The sequence below is a fragment of the Microtetraspora glauca genome (genome assembly GCF_040656155.1).
Taxonomy (GTDB): domain Bacteria; phylum Actinomycetota; class Actinomycetes; order Streptosporangiales; family Streptosporangiaceae; genus Microtetraspora; species Microtetraspora glauca.
The window spans coordinates 368,566-385,188 of the sequence record NZ_JBFALK010000005.1 but is presented as its reverse complement, the minus strand read 5'-3'; the positions used below and the strand labels follow the sequence as shown (position 1 = coordinate 385,188).

Here is a 16,623-nt window from a genome sequence, read left to right as displayed (position 1 = left end):
CGGATCCGTCGCGTCTCACGACTGTGGCCGGGCGGCCTGGGTGTTCCTCGGCGCCAGGAAGCAGCAGATCGTGGCGGTGGTCACGGTGTCGTACGTCTTGTCGTCGGGCAGGTGCCCGGCACGTTCCAGGCTGAGCGCGCCCTGCGCCGCGGCCCACAGCGCGTCGGCGATCTTCCTGGGCTGGGTGGGCACGAGATAACCGGCCGAGATGCAGTCCGCGATCACCCGGTCGAGGATGTTCAACGCGGCGCGGGCCAGCGTCCTCGCCCGCTCGCTCGGCACGAAACCGGGGATCGCCTGCTCGAACATCAGGCTGTAGTAGCCGGGGTCGGCGAGCGCGGCCTCCCGGTACGCGGGCCCGAGCGCGGTGAGGTATTCGAACGGATCGCTGCGCGGGGGAACGGCGGCCAGGCGGCGGCGGACGCGCTCGAAGCCTTCGAGATAGAGAGCCTCGGCCAGACCTTCCTTGCTGCCGAACATCGTGTAGATCACGGTCGTCGAGCAGCCGGCCTCCGTCGCGATCCTGCGGACGGTGAGGCTCTCCGGGCCCGCGGTGGCGAGAAGTTCGCTCGCGACGTCGAGGAGCCGGGTGCGGAGCTCGTCGTTGCTACTGCGCTGCCCGAGCGCGTAGGCGCCCTGAAGTCCCAAAGGCGCCGGCGTACCCATGAGCGACGAGCCCTTCCATCGAAGGGGTCCGTGACTGACCCGGTTGAGACTTAACCACGCCATTGGACTTTCAAACCGCTCCGAAACTGAATTCATCACGAAATCGCGCCATATCTGTGACATAGCGTGGCAACGACATGGTGGGAACGGCAGAGTTGTCCACATTGGCCAGTCGCCGTCCGGTGATTGTGCGCCCCGGAGTAAGGCCGCCCCTGACCAGGTGGCATAGCGTCAGAGACATGGACCGCAGCGCAAACGCCCCATCACCGATCCCCTTCTGGCTGGCCGGTCGTCCCGCGACGGGAGACGCCGAGCTGGCGGTGACCAACTCTCACGACGGCCGCGTCGTCGGCGTCTACTCCGTGCCGACGGCCGAGCAGGTCGAGCAGGCCGTCGCCGCCGCGGACGCCGTGCGCAAGCAGGCCGCCGCGCTGCCGATCCACGTCCGGGCCGAGGCGCTCGGCCACGTCGCCCGCCGCCTCGCCGAGCGCGCGGAGGAGATCGCACAGCTGATCAGCGGCGAGAACGGCAAGCCCGTCTTCTGGGCGCGCGGCGAGGTCAACCGGGCGATCTCCACGTTCCGGTTCGCCGCCGAGGAGACCCGCCGGTTCAGCGGCGCGGTCCAGCGGCTCGACACCGAGCCCGCCGCCCAGGGACGCCTCGCCTACATCTCCCGTGTGCCGCACGGGCCGGTGCTCGCGATCACGCCCTTCAACTTCCCGCTGAACCTGGTCGCCCACAAGGTCGCCCCGGCCATCGCCGTCGGCGCCCCGGTCATCGTCAAGCCCGCCCCGGCGACGCCGCTGTCGGCGCTGGTGCTCGGCGAGATCCTGGCCGAGACGAACCTGCCCGAGGGCATGTTCTCCGTGCTTCCCGTGCCGAACGACCGCGCCGGCGCGCTCGTCGAGGACCCCCGCCTGCCGGTGGTCTCGTTCACCGGTTCCGGCCCCGTCGGGTACGCCCTCATGGACCAGGTCCCGCGCAAGCACGTCACGCTGGAACTCGGCGGCAACGGCGCGGCCGTCGTGCTGGCCGACGCCGACCTGGACTGGGCGGCCGCGCGGGTGGCCCTGTTCTCCAACTACCAGGCCGGGCAGAGCTGCATCTCCGTGCAGCGCGTGATCGTCGAGGAGTCGGTGCGCGAGCGCTTCACCGAGAAGCTCCTCGCCGCCGTCGACGCCCTCGTCACCGGTGACCCGTCCGACGAGAAGACCCAGGTCGGCCCGCTCGTGTCGGTCGCGGCGGCCGAGCGCGTCGAGCAGTGGGTGAAGGAGGCCGTCGAGGCCGGCGCCCGCGTGCTGGCCGGCGGCACCAGGGACGGCGCGGCGGTCGCCCCGACCGTGCTCGCCGACGTCCCCGCGGACGCCAAGCTGGCCTGCGAGGAGGTCTTCGGCCCCGTAATGATCATCCAGCCGGTGGCGTCCGTCGACGAGGCGTTCGCCGCGGTCAACGACTCCAAGTACGGCCTGCAGGCGGGCGTCTTCACCCGTGACCTCGACATCGCGTTCCGGGCCAACCGGGAGCTGGAGGTCGGCGGCGTGATCATCGGCGACGTCCCGTCGTTCCGCGCCGACCAGATGCCGTACGGCGGTGTGAAGCAGTCCGGAGTCGGCCGTGAGGGCCTGCTCTCGGCGATGAACGACTTCACCTACGAGAAGGTCATGGTCCTCACCGGCCTGACCCTCTGATCTGATCAGGCCGCCCGAGCGCCTGGAAGACTAGAGGATCTTCTCGAAGCAGACGCTCTCCGGCAGGTCCGCGTACGCCCCGAAACGGGGGATGCTCGCGTACCCGCTGGAGGTGTAGAGGCCGATGGCCTCCACGAAGATCCGCCCGGTCTCCAGGCGCAGGGTGGCCAGGTCGTCCTCCTGCGCGATCCGCTCGATCTCGGCGAGCAGCGCCCGGGACACGCCGCGCCCGCGGTGCGTGGGGCGCACGTACATCCGTTTGACCTCTCCGACGCCGGGCTCGAGCGGCTGCAGTCCCGCGCACCCGATCGCCGCCTCGTCCCACCACGCCAGCACGAACGCGATGCGCGGGTCGAGGTGCTTGGGTGCTTCGTGCACGATGTCCCGTTCCGTTTCCCGACCGGCCAGTTCCGCCTGCTGAGCGGCGCACAGTTCGACGACGAGCGGGTCGGTCGAGTCAGCACGTGTCAGTCGCATCACCATGCTGAGAAAGGTAGCGATGCGCTGGTTTCGTGCGTGTTACGACTGCTGGGCGGTGTCGTAGACCTGCTTGACCGCGTCCCCGAAGTAGGGGCCGTACATGCTGCCGTCGTCGTTGCTGTATTTGAAGCTGCTCACCGAGGTCAGGAGGCCCTGGCCGGTGGCGGCGTCGAAGCCGCTGAACCAGGGCCCGCCGCTCGCCCCGGCGGTGAGATCGCACCCCAGTCCCTGGTCCTGGGTCTTCTTGTACGGATCGTCGTGCGGCCGGCCCGCGCAGTACAGCAGGTGGTCGCCGTTGTAAGGCGGGTCGGCGGGGAAGCCGAACGCGTACGTCTGCTGGCCGCGCGTGCCGTTGAAGCCGATCGCGTGCGCCCCCACGGCGTCGGAGAGGTGCCGCCCGCCGCTGTCGGTCACCGCGACCATGCCCACGTCGAAACTGTCGTCCGCGTCGCGCGCCCACGGCCCGGCGACGAACATGCGCCGCGCCGGGTAGTTGCCGTACGGCTGGAGTCCCGACTCGTAGCCGGGGACGAACGTCCAGTTGTTCGCCCAGGCGCCGGTGCCGTCCTTGACGCAGTGGCCGGCGGTCGCCACGACGTCCTTGTTGGTGCTGCGCACGGCGGTCCCCGAGCAGACGAAGTCGACGCCGTTCAAGGTGAGGAAGACCCGGCCGACGGTCGCCCCGACGGCGCCGCCGCCGGTCCATCGGGAGCCGCTCGTCACCGTGTCCACCGTTCTGGCCGCCGCCCCGGGGGGCGCGGCGGGCCGCCGGGCGATCGCGTGCTGGTCGACGGACAGCGGACGCGGGGCTCTGATCGGCACGGCGCGCGGCGCGACGAGCCGCTCCGCGAGCCCGCCCACCCGCTTGACGGTGGTGACCAGGTCGAGCGGAAGCGCGCGGGCCATCCGCTCCGGCGTCCAGTACGCGGCGGCCGCCGCGGCGGCCGTGTGCTCGACGACGTCGGCGGGAGGGCTCCCCGGCGCGGGCGCTCCAAGGAGTTCGGCGACCAGGGCGGAAGCGGTAAACACAAGGAGGCTCGGGGTCATGGAATGCGATTTTGCACGACGCAAAGTATTCTCGCCGCTACTTTTGGTGAATCGCGTCGTGCCGCACCGACTCGGTTCCCCTGCCGTCCCGAGCGGCCGTCGTAGCGAGACAATGGGACGATGACTCCAGAATCCAGCCCGCGCTCCGTCGTCCTCCTCGGCTCCACCGGCTCCATCGGCACCCAGGCGCTCGACGTCATCGCCCGGAATCCCGAGCGGCTCCGGATCGCCGCGCTCGCCGCGGGAGGCGGCCGGGTCGACCTGCTCGCCCGCCAGGCCGCCGAGTTCCGGGCCGAGGCCGTGGCCGTCGCGGACGAGTCGGCCGTACCGGCGCTGAAAGAGGCACTGGCCGCGCACGGCGCGGCGCCCGTGGTCCTCGCGGGCGCCGAGGGAGTCGCCGAGGTCGCCGCGTGGCCGTCCGGCGGCGGCACCGACGCGGGGAACGGGCCGATCGTGCTGAACGGCATCACCGGAGCGCTCGGCCTCACCTCGACGCTCGCCGCGCTGGAGGCGGGCCGGGACCTCGCCCTGGCCAACAAGGAGTCGCTCATCATCGGCGGGCCGCTCGTCAAGCGGCTGGCCAAGCCGGGCCAGATCCTGCCGGTGGATTCGGAGCATTCCGCGCTCGCGCAGTGCCTGTGGGCGGCGAGCCCCTCGGGCGCCGACGCGCGGGCCGTGCAGCGGCTCGTCGTCACCGCGAGCGGCGGGCCGTTCCGTGGCAGGCGGCGCGTGGACCTGTGGGACGTCACCCCCGAGATGGCGCTCGCCCACCCGACCTGGAACATGGGGCCGGTGATCACGATCAACTCGGCGACCCTGGTCAACAAGGGCCTGGAGGTGATCGAGGCGCACCTGCTCTTCGACATCGGGTTCGACCGGATCGAGGTCGTGGTGCACCCGCAGTCCGTGATCCACTCGATGGTGGAGTTCGTGGACGGCTCGACGATCGCGCAGGCGAGCCCGCCCGACATGCGGCTGCCGATCTCCCTTGCCCTCGGCTATCCCGAGCGGATCCCCGGCGCCGCGTCCCCGGTCGACTGGACCCAGGCGCACACCTGGACCTTCGAGCCGCTCGACGACGAGGCGTTCCCGTCCGTCTCGCTGGCCCGGCACGTCGGCACCCAGGGCGGCACGGCCCCCGCCGTCTACAACGCGGCCAACGAGGTCTGCGTGGAAGCGTTCATGAAGGGCGCCCTGCCGTTCCCCGGCATCGTGGACACCGTCGCCCAGGTGGTGTCCGAGCACGTGACCAGCCAGGCGTCCACGGTCGAGGAAGTGCTGGCGGCGGACGAGTGGGCCCGGTCCCGGACCGCGGAGCTGACGGCCTGACGCCGCCGAGCCGAGGGCCCCGAGGGACCCGGGACGGGTGTGGCGCCCGTCCCGGATCCGTACGACGTGATCGGTCAGGTGGATCAGGTCGCGGAGCAGGTGACGCTCGCGGGAGCGCCGTTGGCGCCGGACGAGTTCGCCAGGAAGCCGAACGTCGTCGAGGCGTTCGGTGCCAGGCTGCCGTTGTAGCTCACGTTCTTCACCGTCACCGAGCTGCCCGTCTGGGTGCCGGTGCCGTTCCAGACCTGGGTGATGGTCTGGCCGTTCGGGAACGTCCAGCCGACCGTCCAGCCGCCGATGGACGCGGTTCCGGCGTTGCGCACCGTCACCTCACCCTGGAAGCCGCCCTGCCACTGGCCAGCGATCGTGTACGTGGCCACGCATCCGCGGCTGCCGCCCGGCGAGGCCGAGGGGCTCGGCGACGCGGACGGGCTGACGGAAGGACTGGCCGACGGACTGGCCGACGGGCTCGCCGACGGGCTGGGGGAGGGCGACGAGCCGCCCGGTCCCACCCCGGTCACCTGGCCGGAGCCGCCGTCGAACACGACGTCGGAGCAGCTGTAGAAGGTCTCGTTGCTGTCGGAACGCTGCCACACGGTGTAGATGATGTGGCGGCCGCTCTTGCCCGACGGCAGCGTGGCGTTCCAGTAGTAGTAGGCGTTCTCGTTGCCGGGGGAGCCGACGCTCGTCGGGTCGGTGACGCTGTCGAAGGGCGTCGACTCGAGGTCGCTCCAGGCGAGCGCCCGGGTCGGGCTCCACGAGTCCTTGGTGATGTACGAGCGGAACGTGCCGGGGTGGGCCGCCCACTTGTTGTACTTGAACTGGATGGACGCTCCGGAGGTCAGGTGCGTCACCGGCCAGTCGTCGCGGGCCAGGTCGAAGCCGCTGAAGTCGTAGACGACCGCCGCGCCGCTGCACAGCTTGCCGTCCGGGATGAAGCCCGACATGCGGCCGGCGCCGTCCGAGCGCAGCACGGCGAACCAGTTGTAGAGCGAGTTCGTCCCGCTCTGGGCGACCGCCGCCGCGCAGGCCGGGTTGTTGGGGACGATCGCGCCGTTCGCCGTGAGGCCGTCCTTCCAGCACAGGTAGGTGCGGCTGCCCGGCGTCATCGGAGCGCCGTGCGCCGACGCCGGGGTGGCGACGAGCACGGCGGCGACGAGGGCGGACAGGGCGGCGACGATGGTGGCGATCGTCATTCGTGACGTTGTTCTTCGTGGTCTTCCCACGGGCTACCCTTTCGCGTGGTCATGGCTGCGCACTCGTGGTGCAGCACGGCACCGCCGACGATGCGAAGCCCGTCGGCCCGGGGGACAGCCGCTGACGTACCGACCATTTGCGCGTAAGCGCTCACGCGTTCCCGACGCTAACCCGGTCCGCCGCGCCTGCCCAGGGAGGCGGCGGCCGCCGGGCCGTCCGGTCCGCGTCCGCGCACGTCAGGTCATCGTCCGCCGCCGCCGGGTGATGAAACCTTCATTGATGGGGATCGTCGTACTGCGGGACATATAGGCCACCCGGCCAGAGATCTTGGCGGGACTCCCTAGACTGGGAGAGCCCGTACGGGGCCATCGCCCAGCCAACCCAAGGTGCTGAAATGTCTGTTGATCTCGGGATTCCCACCGTCAGGACCCAGCCGATCGCCACGCGGCGGGCGTCGCGGCAGATCATGGTCGGCTCGGTTCCGGTCGGCGGGGACGCGCCGGTCTCGGTGCAGTCGATGACCACGACGCTCACCGCGGACGTCAACGCGACGCTGCAGCAGATCGCGGAACTGACCGCGGCCGGCTGCCAGATCGTGCGCGTCGCCGTGCCGTCGCAGGACGACGCGGACGCGCTGCCGATGATCGCCAGGAAGTCGCAGATCCCGGTGATCGCGGACATCCACTTCCAGCCCAAGTACGTCTTCGCCGCCATCGAGGCGGGCTGTGCGGCGGTCCGGGTCAACCCCGGCAACATCAAGAAGTTCGACGACAAGGTCGGCGAGATCGCCAGGGCGGCGTCCGACCACGGCGTACCGATCCGCATCGGCGTCAACGCCGGCTCCCTCGACCCCCGCCTCCTGCGGAAGTACGGCAAGGCCACGCCCGAGGCGCTGGTCGAGTCGGCGCTGTGGGAGTGCTCGCTGTTCGAGGAGCACGGTTTCCGTGACATCAAGATCTCGGTGAAGCACAACGACCCGGTCGTGATGATCCAGGCGTACCGGCTGCTCGCCCAGAAGTGCGACTACCCCCTCCACCTCGGCGTCACCGAGGCCGGCCCGGCGTTCCAGGGCACCATCAAGTCGGCGGTGGCGTTCGGCGCGCTGCTCGCCGAGGGCATCGGCGACACGATCCGCGTCTCCCTCTCGGCTCCTCCGGTCGAGGAGATCAAGGTCGGCACCCAGATCCTCGAGTCGCTGAACCTGCGCGAGCGCGGCCTGGAGATCGTCTCCTGCCCGTCCTGCGGCCGGGCCCAGGTGGACGTCTACACCCTGGCCGAGCAGGTCCACGCCGGTCTCGACGGCCTGAAGGTCCCGCTCCGGGTGGCCGTCATGGGCTGCGTCGTCAACGGCCCCGGCGAGGCGAGGGAGGCCGACCTGGGCGTCGCCTCCGGCAACGGCAAGGGCCAGATCTTCGTGAAGGGCCAGGTCATCAAGACCGTCCCCGAGTCGCAGATCGTCGAGACCCTCATCGAGGAGGCCCTGCGCCTGGCCGAGGAGATGGGGGTGGACGTCGATCTCGACGACGACGCCTCCGGCCCTCAGATCGTCGTCGGCTGACGATTACACACCGCAAGGTCTCGGCTACACAATGACAGGCATCCTCGGATGCGCAGCGTGATCGTGCGCTGACGCAGGCGAAGCTTGCCTCTGCCGTTGAGCAGAGGGAGCGTGCGGGTGAAGCGGATCATCGGGGTGGTCGCGGGCATGACGGTGCTCGGCGCCGCAGTGGGTGGGGCCGGAGTGGCGAACGCCCGGCCGGGGACGGTGCCGGGAGCGGTCAGCTGGGGTCCCTGCGAGGAGGCCCGGCCACAGACCGGCGCGCTCGGCTCCGCGCTCGACAAGATCGGCGACGCGGGCAGGCATGTCACCCGCCCCGTGGCCGCGCGGCGGCAGGCGCCGGTCGGCCAGGTCGAGTGCGGCACCCTGCGGGTGCCCCTCGACTACACGGTGCCGGAGGGTCAGCAGATCTCGCTGGCGCTCAACCGGATCAAGGGGACGGCCCCCCGCGACGGCAACCATCTCGGCGTGATGCTCGTCAACCCGGGCGGCCCCGGCGCCTCGGGACGCGCGCTGGCCAGGTTCGTCGCGGCCTCGCTGCCGGCGGACGTCGCCGCCCGCTACGACGTGATCGGTTTCGATCCGCGCGGGGTCGGTTCCAGCGAGCCCGCCGTCAGCTGTGTGGACGCCGAGAGCTACTTCGCGGCGCCCCGGGCGGACAACGTGCCGCGTGACGGCGCCGAGGAGCGGGCGCTGGTCGGCCGGGCCCGGGAGTACGCCGAAGGATGCGGTAACCGGTGGGCCTGGTTCCTGCCCTACCTCACGACCGAGAACTCGGCACGCGACATGGACGAGATCCGCGGCGCCCTCGGTGAGGAGAAGATCAGCTACCTGGGTTATTCGTACGGGACGTACCTGGGGGCCGTCTACGCGACGCTCTTCCCCCAGCGGGTCCGGCGGCTGGTGCTCGACAGCGTGGTCGATCCCGCGGGCGTGTGGTACGACGTGAACATCGCGCAGGACTACGCGTTCGACCAGCGCCACCAGGCCTTCCTCGACTGGATCGCGCGGCACGACGACGTGTACGGCCTGGGACGCACCAGGTCCGGGCTCGGTTTCGCGTGGTACTCCATGCGCTCCCGGCTCAGGAGCCGTCCCGCGGGCGGCGTCGTCGGGCCGAGCGAGCTGGACGACGTCTACACCGTCGGCGGCTACTCCAGCGCCGTGTGGCCGAGGCTCGCCCAGGCGTTCGCGGACTACGTCAAGAAGGGCGACACCGCAGGGCTCGTCGCGGCGTACCACAACCTGGCGGAGACCGGCGCCGCGGAGGAGAACAGCTACGCCGTCTACCTGGGTGTCCAGTGCCGCGACGCCGCGTGGCCCCGTGACTGGACCCGCTGGCACGCCGACACCACCAAGGTCGCCGCTCGCGCGCCGTTCCTCGCCTGGCCGAACGCCGTCTACAACGCGCCGTGCGCGTTCTGGGCCGAGCGCGGCGGTACTCCCCCCGCGGTGGGGACCGCGAAGCTGCCGCCGGTCCTGCTGATCCAGGCCCGGCACGACGCGGCCACGCCGTACCAGGGGGCGCTTCGCGTCCGGGACCTGTTCCCGACCTCGCGGCTGGTCACCGTGCCGGGCGGCGACCACGGTGTCGCGCTGGCCGGGAACGCCTGCGCCGACCGGTTCCTCGCCGCCTACCTGCGCGACGCGACCACGCCGCCGAGGAGGATCGGCCAGGGTGTCGACGCCGCCTGCCAGGGCGTGATCGAGCCCCGTCCCGTCACCCCGATGGCGTCGGGAGGCGCGAGCGGGCATCTTCTCCTGACCCGCCTCCTCATGGGGCGCGTCCGCTAACTTCCAAAATCGAGGTAGTCGCGTAGGCTTGGCCCCGTGATGCTGCGTACTACGGCGTCGCGCGTCCTCGACGACAACGATCGCGAAGAGGTGCTGGCGCTCCTCGACTCCGATCCCGTCGCCAACGTCTTCGTCTCCTCCCGGGTCAGGGCCGTCGGTCTGAGCCCGACCAGGCTCGGGGGGCAGATGTGGGGGTTCGGCCCGCGCGGCGGGCTGATCTCTCTGTGCTACGCCGGGGCCAACCTGGTCCCGGTCAACGCCGGCCGGGAGGCCGTGCACGCGTTCGCCGACCGTGCTCGTAAGCAGGGCAGGCGCTGCTCCTCGATCGTGGGGCCCGCGGGCGCCGTCGAGCAGCTCTGGGAACGGCTCGAGCCGCACTGGGGTCCGGCCAGGGCGATCCGCTGGGCCCAGCCGGTGATGGCCACCGCCTCGGCGCCCGCCGTCGACCCCGACCCGCTGGTGCGCAGGGTCAAGCCCGAGGAGTTCGGCATCCTGCTGCCCGCCTGCGTGGCGATGTTCACCGAGGAGGTGGGCGTCTCCCCGGACAACGGGGACGGCGGCGCGCTCTACCGGTCCCGGGTCGCCGAGCTGATCCGCATCGGCAGGTCCCTCGCCCGCATCGACGACGGCAGGGTCGTCTTCAAGGCCGAGATCGGCGCGGTCACCCCGCAGGTGTGCCAGATCCAGGGGGTGTGGGTCGATCCGGAGCTGCGCGGGCGCGGCCACGCCTCCGCCGGGATGGCCGCGGTGGTCGAGCAGTCGCTGAAATACTTCGCGCCGCTCGTCAGCCTCTACGTCAACGACTACAATCTGCCGGCGCGGGCGGCCTATCGCAGGGTCGGCTTCCGCGAGGTCGACACCTTCATGTCCGTGCTCTTCTGACCAGCCGGTCCATCAGGTGGTCGAGCTCGGCCTCCGGGTCGCGGGTCAGTCCCGCGTGGACCGGGCCGGTCTGGACGATCGTGCTCCGGGGGGCGGTCAGCCACCGGAACCGGCTGCCGGGCGCCTCGTTGTCGAGGGGGCCGGCGTCTCCGGTGCAGGCCATCTCGTAGGCCGCGAGCGCGTGCCGTACACCGGGGAGATCGACGGAGGTGCTGAGCGCGCGCAGCCGGGCCTCGTCCAGCTCGACGCGGGCGCAGAGATAGCCGCGCGGCTGGCAGTAGAGGATGACGCCCGCGTTGATCAGCTCGCCCCGCTCGACGCTGGGGATCACGCGGATGACGGCGTACTCGTAGACGTCGCGGCTCATCGGTTCTCCTCCCGCGTCGCGCGCCAGAAGCCGCCGATGGAGCCCTGCCGCTCGCGACCGGCGGCAGCGGCCGTCGCCGTGCCGGGGAGCCAGTCGCGCGGCCCGCGCGCGCGGGCGAGGAGGTGCTCGACGTATCCGTCGCGTACGGCCTGCGGATCGTCGAAGCCCGGCTCGTCCGCCAGCCACTCGTCGGGGACCAGCGCGGTCACCTTGTCGAGCAGGTCGCGGGTGACGCGCGGGGCCAACTCGGCGTCGGCCGCTTCGAGCTCGGTGGCGTACGGCGCGAGCACGTGGTCGCTCCCGTCGAACGCCCGCCGGGGGTTGGCGGACGGCCAGTTGTGGTGGAACCAGAGCGCGGCGCCGTGGTCGATCAGCCACACGTCGCCGTGCCAGACGAGGAGGTTGGGGTTGCGCCAGCTCCGGTCGACGTTGTGGATGAGGGCGTCGAACCAGAGCAGGCGGGAGGCGAACACCGGGTCCGGCTCCCGGCCGAGCGTGTCGAAGCCGAGGGCGCCCGGAAGGAAGTCGATCGCCAGGTTGTGGCCCGCGCTCGCGGTCAGCAGGTCCTGGATCTCCTCGTCGGGCTCCCGCGCGCCGATCTGGGGGTCGAGGTCGATGACCTTCAGCTCGGGGGTGGCGAAGCCGAGGTTCCTGGCCAGCTCGGCACAGATGATCTCGGCGACGAGGACCCGGCGTCCCTGCCCGGCCCCCCGAAATTTCACGACATAGGTGCCGAGATCATCGGCTTCCACGACGCCGGGAAGCGAGCCGCCCTCCCTGAGAGGCGTCACGTAACGCGTCGCCGTGATCTGTTCCAGCACGCGGTAAGGCTATCGGCTGTCCACATCTGCCCGGATATCCAGTGCCGATGGAAGCGCTCCGCCGCCGCCTCACCTCGATCGGGGGTGGGGCTTCGGGACGGTCACCGTGCGTACGGCGCTCTGTATGCCGTGCCGGCTGAGGCCCTGCGTTGTCCTCTGATGATCAGTGACGCGAGGGTCGCGAAGGCGGGAGCGGCACGCTGTGCGATCGAGCTGTTGGGGTAGGAGGCCCGTTGTCCGGATTGCGTCCGGTAGCGGCGGCCATGATACGTATTGCGGATGTCGCGGCCTTCCCCTCTGCGCCCGGAGGATCCACGGCGGCTCGGTGACTACATCCTCGACGGGCGGCTCGGAGCGGGCGGCCAAGGCGTGGTCTTCCTCTCCACCGGCCCCGACGGATCGCCCGTCGCGGTGAAGCTGCTCCACGCCCGCCTGGCCGGCGGCGGCTCCGACCGGCGCAGGTTCGTCGGGGAGATCCAGGCTGTACGGCGCGTCGCCCCGTTCTGCACCGCGCAGGTCCTGGACGCCGACCTCGACGGTGACCGGCCCTACATCGTCAGCGAGTACGTCGACGGCGTCTCGCTCCAGCAGAGCGTCACGGCCGACGGGCCGAGGTCGGACGGGGCCCTCGACCGTGTCGCGGTCGGGACCGCCACCGCGCTCGCCGCCATCCACCGTGCCGGTGTGGCCCACCGCGACTTCAAGCCGGGGAACGTCCTCATCGGCGCGGACGGGCCGCGCGTCATCGACTTCGGCATCTCGCGCCTGCTCGACGCCACGACGACGACCGGCGGACCGGTCGGCACACCCGCCTATCTCGCCCCCGAGCAGCTCAGGGGCGAGCCCGCCGGACCCGCCGGTGACATGTTCAGCTGGGCCCTCACCATGGCGTACGCCGCGAGCGGGCGGCACGCCTTCGCCGCCGAAACGTACGCCGCGACCCTGGCCAGGATCCTGTACGGCACGCCGGACCTCGAGCCCCTCGGCGGCTCGCTCCGGGAAATCGTGATCGCCTGTCTGGCGGGCGAGCCGCGCGACCGTCCCGGAGCGGAGGAGGTGCTGAGCAGGCTCCTCGGCGGCGGGACGGCGGCGACCGTGACCCCGCCCGCCCGGATGTCGGCCACCGCTTCGGCTCTCTCCCGGGTCACCGACCCGGCCGCCGCTCCGGCCCCGATGTCGGGCCCGCTGCCGGCGACGGGGGCGACCGGTACGCCGGATGCGATCGGCGGGCCGTTCGTGGCGACGGCGCCTCTGGCCGCCTTCGGCGAGACGGGGGAGCGCGCGGCTCAGGAGGTTCGCGGGACAGGGCGTCGCCGCTGGTTGCCCGTCACGGCCACGTTGACCGCCGCGCTCGCCCTTCTCACCGGGGTGGCGATCTTCCTGACCGGCCTCGGCGGTTCCGGCACCGACACCGGATCGAGCACCGGATCGAGCACTGGTTCGGACGCCGGTTCGGGCACCGGCTCCGGCGCGCGGTCCTCCGACGGGGTGGAAGGGTACGCCGGCATGTGGATCGGGGTGGCCCGATTCCCCCAGGCGGCCCGGACGTTCCCGATGGAGATCTACCTGTCCGGCTCCTCACGCATGCGCTGGGGTGCCGACCTGCACTGCGAGGGGCGCCTCACCCGGACAGGGGAGAAGAAGGGCGACCTCATCCTTCGCCTGGACCATGTGACCGGCGCGAGTTGCCATCCGGGGATCGTCGTGTTCTCCGCCACGGACGACCGGGCCGCCAGGGTGGATGTGATCCGGTCGGGCGATGGAAAGGTCGCGTACAGCGGCAGCCTCGCCCGCGACTCCTGACCGGCCCGCGACTCCTGACCGGCCCGCGACTCGCCACGTCATCCCGCGACTCGCCGCCGTCTGTGGATCAGGATTCGTAAATCGCGAGGGCGGCGCGGACGACGGTCTCCTCGACCAGTTCACCGGGCACGTCGGTGGTCTTGACCACGGCTGCCTGCACGCAGCCGAGGACGGCCCAGGCGCGGACCCGGGTCGCGGCGTCGGGGTCGGCCCCGGCCAGTCGCGCGTACAACTCGTCGCGGAAGGTCCTGATCGCCTCGCCGGGCGAGCCGGGCGGCGCGTCGTCGGCTCCGCCGATGTCCTCCATGAACAGCCGGATGACGGCGCGGTGCCGTACGGCGAAGGAGACGAAGGCGCGGATGTAGGCGGGGCGGTCACCGCCGAAGTCCGTGCCCAGCAGGCGCAGTACGTCCTCGGCGGCGGGCGTGATGAGCTCGGCGGCCAGGCGGTCCTTCGGGTGGAAGTGGTAGGCCACGGCGGTCTTGGTCAGGCCCACCGCCGCCGCGATGTCGGCCAGCGACGTCGCCGCGTATCCCCGCTCCGCGAACAGCTCGCGAGCGGCGGCCAGGATGCGGGACCGGGTGTCGTTCCCAGGGTCGAATGTGGCCATCGTCTCATTTCCGAGAGAGGTACGGCATTAAGCCTGATTTGCGACTTACGCTCGATCTGTACGCTCTGTACGACCGTACAGGACGGCGTTACAGCGACATGACGGGCGGGTTCCCATGAGTGCGTTGCTAGGACGTCTCGGTGGCTGGTGCGCCCGGCACGGGCGGCTCGTGCTCGCGCTCTGGGTGCTCGCGGCGGGTCTGCTCACCGCCGTCACCATGATCTACGGGAGCCCGGTCAGCAACAACGTCGCCATCCCCGGCACGGACGCGCAGCGGGCGCACGAGCTCATGCGGGAGGGGTTCGGCCCCGGCTACGACGCCGGAGGCACCGTCCAGCTCGTGCTGTACACCGAGGAGGGCACCCTCCTGTCGGACGGCCGCGAGAAGGCCGTCGGCGACGCGCTGGCCCGGATACGCGAGGTCCCGCACGTCGTCGAGGCGCAGACGCCGTACCGCCTCGGCGGCATGGCCTCCAACCAGCGCATCGGCATGATCACCGTGCGGCTGCAGGGCCAGGACGGCGTGAAGCTCGGCGAGACCGCGCAGGCGCTCGTCGCGGCGGCGGCCCCCGCGACGGAGGCGGGCATCGAGGTGGTGCCCGCGGGCTCCGGTTCTCCCGCGGACAAGGAGATCAAGACCGGGACCAGCGAGATCATCGGGGTGGCCGTCGCGCTGCTGGTCCTGCTGTTCGCCTTCGGCACGCTGGTCGCCGCGCTGATCCCCGTCTTCACCGCGTTGATCAGCCTCGGTGTCGGCCTCGGCGTCATCGGCCTGCTCGGCCACGTCGTGGACGTGCCCAAGTCGGCCTCGATCATGGCCACGATGATCGGCCTCGGCGTCGGCATCGACTACGCGCTCTTCTTGCTCTCGCGGCACCGCCGAATGCTGGCCGACGGCGTGCCGGTCCACGACTCGGTCCGGCGTACGGTCGCGAGCTCGGGCGGCGCGGTCCTCTTCGCGGGCGGCACGGTGGTCATCGCGTTGAGCGCGCTGACGCTCGCCGGCTTCCCGCTGCTGCGCACGCTCGGCTGGATCACCGGCATCTCCGTCGTGTGCGCCGTGCTCACTTCGATCACCCTCGTGCCCGCGCTGCTCGGCCTGCTCGGGCACCGTGTCAACGCGCTCCGGCTGCCGCTGGTGGGACGCGTCGCGGGACGGCACGGGCCCGCCACCGGCTGGGCCGCGCTCGGCAACTGGGTCGCCGGCCGCCCATGGCGCGTGCTCACCGTCACCGTGGTTGCGCTCGCCGCGCTTGCGGCCCCGGCCGCGGCGTTGAAGCTCGGCCCCCTCGACCAGGGGTACTCGGACCGGGGCACCTCGGAGCGCCGGGCGTACGAGCTGGTGTCGGTCGGGTTCGGGCCCGGCGCGAACGGCCCGCTCATCGTCGTCGCCGAGCTCGACCAGAAGATCGCGGACACCACACCGGCCGATCCCGTCGTCCAGGACCTGACCCGGCGGTTGCAGCGCACCGACGGCGTCGCGCACGTGTCGCCGCACAAGGTCAACGAGAACGGCCGTTCCGTGCTCGTGCAGGTGATCTCCGAGTACGCGCCGAGCGATCCGCGCGCCCTCGACGTCGTGTCCAGGGTGCGGGCGATCCGGGTCCCGGGCGCGCACGTCCACGTGGGCGGCGAGGTCGCCGGGCTGGCGGACGCCGGGGACCGCATCATGGGCAGGACCCCGCTGGTGGTCGCGGTCGTCGTGCTGCTCAGCGCGCTGCTCCTGCTGCTCGCGTTCCGCGCCCCTCTGGTGGCGATCAAGGCCGCGCTGATGAACCTCGTCTCCCTCGGCACCGCGTTCGGGGCGCTCGCCGTGGTGTTCTCCATGGGCGTGGGCAGCCGGCTCGTCGGCATGGACCCGCCCTACTCCCCGGACGGGTCGTTCGTGCAGACGCTGTTCTTCTCCGTGCCGATCGACACCTATGTGCCGCTGATGCTGTTCGCGGTGCTCTTCGGGTTGTCCATGGACTACGAGGTGTTCCTGCTCACCTCGGTACGGCAGGCGTACACGCGGACGGGGGACAACCGGGCGGCCGTCGCCGAGGGGCTGGGGTCCACCGGCCGGGTGATCACCTCCGCCGCGCTGATCATGGTGGCGGTGTTCACCGCGTTCGTCGCCTACCCGGACCCGCTGGTGAAGGTGTTCGGCGTCGGCCTGGCGGTGGCCATCGCCGTCGACGCCACGATCATCCGCGGGTTCCTGGTGCCCGCCACGATGGTCCTGCTCGGGCGGCTCAACTGGTGGATCCCTCGCTGGCTGGACCGGATCCTGCCGAACATCTCCATCGAGGGCCACGACGAGGAGCCGGCGGGCGCCGTACCGGAGAAGGAGCTCTCCGCGACCGGTCGCCGCTGACGCCCGTTCCGGCCCGCGCGTCCCG

14 protein-coding genes are annotated in these 16,623 nt (G+C 71.5%); 7 read left to right on the top strand and 7 right to left on the bottom strand.

Annotated elements, in window-relative coordinates:
* Positions 1 to 15: 15 nt before the first annotated feature.
* Positions 16 to 648, bottom strand: coding sequence for a TetR/AcrR family transcriptional regulator (locus tag AB0I59_RS12830; protein ID WP_358132446.1), 633 nt, complete (start codon positions 646 to 648; stop codon positions 16 to 18).
* A gap of 257 nt (positions 649 to 905) precedes the next feature.
* On the opposite strand from AB0I59_RS12830, the gene AB0I59_RS12825 reads away from it, so the two are divergent.
* Positions 906 to 2,354: an aldehyde dehydrogenase family protein gene (locus tag AB0I59_RS12825; RefSeq protein ID WP_061257720.1), complete on the top strand. Its 1,449-nt coding sequence runs from the start codon at positions 906 to 908 to the stop codon at positions 2,352 to 2,354.
* Positions 2,355 to 2,384: 30 nt separating this feature from the next.
* Here the strand turns inward: AB0I59_RS12825 and AB0I59_RS12820 are convergent, their stop codons facing one another.
* Positions 2,385 to 2,837, bottom strand: coding sequence for a GNAT family N-acetyltransferase (locus AB0I59_RS12820; RefSeq protein ID WP_082777102.1), 453 nt, complete (start codon positions 2,835 to 2,837; stop codon positions 2,385 to 2,387).
* A 36-nt stretch (positions 2,838 to 2,873) separates the two neighbouring features.
* Positions 2,874 to 3,863: a trypsin-like serine peptidase gene (locus AB0I59_RS12815; protein ID WP_358132444.1), complete on the bottom strand. Its 990-nt coding sequence runs from the start codon at positions 3,861 to 3,863 to the stop codon at positions 2,874 to 2,876.
* 138 nt (positions 3,864 to 4,001) lie between these two features.
* Between AB0I59_RS12815 and dxr the strand changes: the two genes are divergently transcribed.
* Positions 4,002 to 5,210, top strand: coding sequence for a 1-deoxy-D-xylulose-5-phosphate reductoisomerase (gene dxr, locus AB0I59_RS12810; protein WP_358132442.1), 1,209 nt, complete (start codon positions 4,002 to 4,004; stop codon positions 5,208 to 5,210).
* A gap of 83 nt (positions 5,211 to 5,293) precedes the next feature.
* Here the strand turns inward: dxr and AB0I59_RS12805 are convergent, their stop codons facing one another.
* Positions 5,294 to 6,406 carry a lytic polysaccharide monooxygenase gene (locus AB0I59_RS12805; RefSeq protein WP_358132440.1) on the bottom strand — a complete coding sequence of 371 codons (1,113 nt, stop codon included), beginning with the start codon at positions 6,404 to 6,406 and terminating at the stop codon, positions 5,294 to 5,296.
* A gap of 395 nt (positions 6,407 to 6,801) precedes the next feature.
* On the opposite strand from AB0I59_RS12805, the gene ispG reads away from it, so the two are divergent.
* The 3 genes from ispG (at position 6,802) to AB0I59_RS12790 (ending at position 10,641) form a co-directional block, all read left to right on the top strand.
* The gene (gene ispG / locus AB0I59_RS12800) at positions 6,802 to 7,965 is read left to right on the top strand and encodes a flavodoxin-dependent (E)-4-hydroxy-3-methylbut-2-enyl-diphosphate synthase (protein WP_358132438.1); all 1,164 of its coding nucleotides are present in this window, start codon (positions 6,802 to 6,804) and stop codon (positions 7,963 to 7,965) included.
* Positions 7,966 to 8,082: 117 nt separating this feature from the next.
* On the top strand, positions 8,083 to 9,759 hold the full coding sequence (locus AB0I59_RS12795; RefSeq protein ID WP_358132436.1) for an alpha/beta hydrolase: 1,677 nt from the start codon (positions 8,083 to 8,085) through the stop codon (positions 9,757 to 9,759).
* A gap of 39 nt (positions 9,760 to 9,798) precedes the next feature.
* Positions 9,799 to 10,641, top strand: coding sequence for a GNAT family N-acetyltransferase (locus AB0I59_RS12790; RefSeq protein ID WP_358132495.1), 843 nt, complete (start codon positions 9,799 to 9,801; stop codon positions 10,639 to 10,641).
* On the opposite strand, the gene AB0I59_RS12785 is transcribed toward AB0I59_RS12790, so the two are convergent.
* Together AB0I59_RS12785 and AB0I59_RS12780 are read right to left on the bottom strand one after the other, a co-directional pair.
* A complete protein-coding gene (locus AB0I59_RS12785; RefSeq protein ID WP_061257713.1) occupies positions 10,622 to 11,008 on the bottom strand; it encodes a DUF3037 domain-containing protein in 387 nt (128 codons plus the stop codon). The two genes, AB0I59_RS12790 and AB0I59_RS12785, sit on opposite strands and share 20 nt — an antisense overlap.
* A complete protein-coding gene (locus tag AB0I59_RS12780; RefSeq protein WP_061257712.1) occupies positions 11,005 to 11,829 on the bottom strand; it encodes a HipA family kinase in 825 nt (274 codons plus the stop codon). The genes AB0I59_RS12785 and AB0I59_RS12780 overlap by 4 nt, the downstream gene beginning before the upstream one ends.
* A gap of 279 nt (positions 11,830 to 12,108) precedes the next feature.
* Here AB0I59_RS12780 and AB0I59_RS12775 point away from each other — a divergent pair, with 279 nt between their 5' ends.
* Entirely contained in the window at positions 12,109 to 13,632 is a 1,524-nt protein-coding gene (locus AB0I59_RS12775; protein ID WP_358132433.1) for a serine/threonine-protein kinase, read from the top strand.
* Between the two features lie 67 nt (positions 13,633 to 13,699).
* On the opposite strand, the gene AB0I59_RS12770 is transcribed toward AB0I59_RS12775, so the two are convergent.
* Positions 13,700 to 14,242, bottom strand: coding sequence for a TetR/AcrR family transcriptional regulator (locus tag AB0I59_RS12770; protein ID WP_061257710.1), 543 nt, complete (start codon positions 14,240 to 14,242; stop codon positions 13,700 to 13,702).
* 115 nt (positions 14,243 to 14,357) lie between these two features.
* Here AB0I59_RS12770 and AB0I59_RS12765 point away from each other — a divergent pair, with 115 nt between their 5' ends.
* The gene (locus AB0I59_RS12765; protein ID WP_358132431.1) at positions 14,358 to 16,598 is read left to right on the top strand and encodes an MMPL family transporter; all 2,241 of its coding nucleotides are present in this window, start codon (positions 14,358 to 14,360) and stop codon (positions 16,596 to 16,598) included.
* Positions 16,599 to 16,623 lie beyond the last annotated feature (25 nt).

Bases quoted from the DNA above. Each gene is read 5' to 3' on its own strand.
- AB0I59_RS12805 (WP_358132440.1), bottom strand. From the start codon at position 6,406: ATGACGATCGCCACCATCGTCGCCGCCCTGTCCGCCCTCGTCGCCGCC.
- dxr (WP_358132442.1), top strand. From the start codon at position 4,002: ATGACTCCAGAATCCAGCCCGCGCTCCGTCGTCCTCCTCGGCTCCACC.
- ispG (WP_358132438.1), top strand. From the start codon at position 6,802: ATGTCTGTTGATCTCGGGATTCCCACCGTCAGGACCCAGCCGATCGCC.
- AB0I59_RS12820 (WP_082777102.1), bottom strand. From the start codon at position 2,837: ATGGTGATGCGACTGACACGTGCTGACTCGACCGACCCGCTCGTCGTC.
- AB0I59_RS12825 (WP_061257720.1), top strand. From the start codon at position 906: ATGGACCGCAGCGCAAACGCCCCATCACCGATCCCCTTCTGGCTGGCC.
- AB0I59_RS12790 (WP_358132495.1), top strand. From the start codon at position 9,799: ATGCTGCGTACTACGGCGTCGCGCGTCCTCGACGACAACGATCGCGAA.
- AB0I59_RS12765 (WP_358132431.1), top strand. From the start codon at position 14,358: ATGAGTGCGTTGCTAGGACGTCTCGGTGGCTGGTGCGCCCGGCACGGG.
- AB0I59_RS12785 (WP_061257713.1), bottom strand. From the start codon at position 11,008: ATGAGCCGCGACGTCTACGAGTACGCCGTCATCCGCGTGATCCCCAGC.
- AB0I59_RS12775 (WP_358132433.1), top strand. From the start codon at position 12,109: ATGTCGCGGCCTTCCCCTCTGCGCCCGGAGGATCCACGGCGGCTCGGT.
- AB0I59_RS12770 (WP_061257710.1), bottom strand. From the start codon at position 14,242: ATGGCCACATTCGACCCTGGGAACGACACCCGGTCCCGCATCCTGGCC.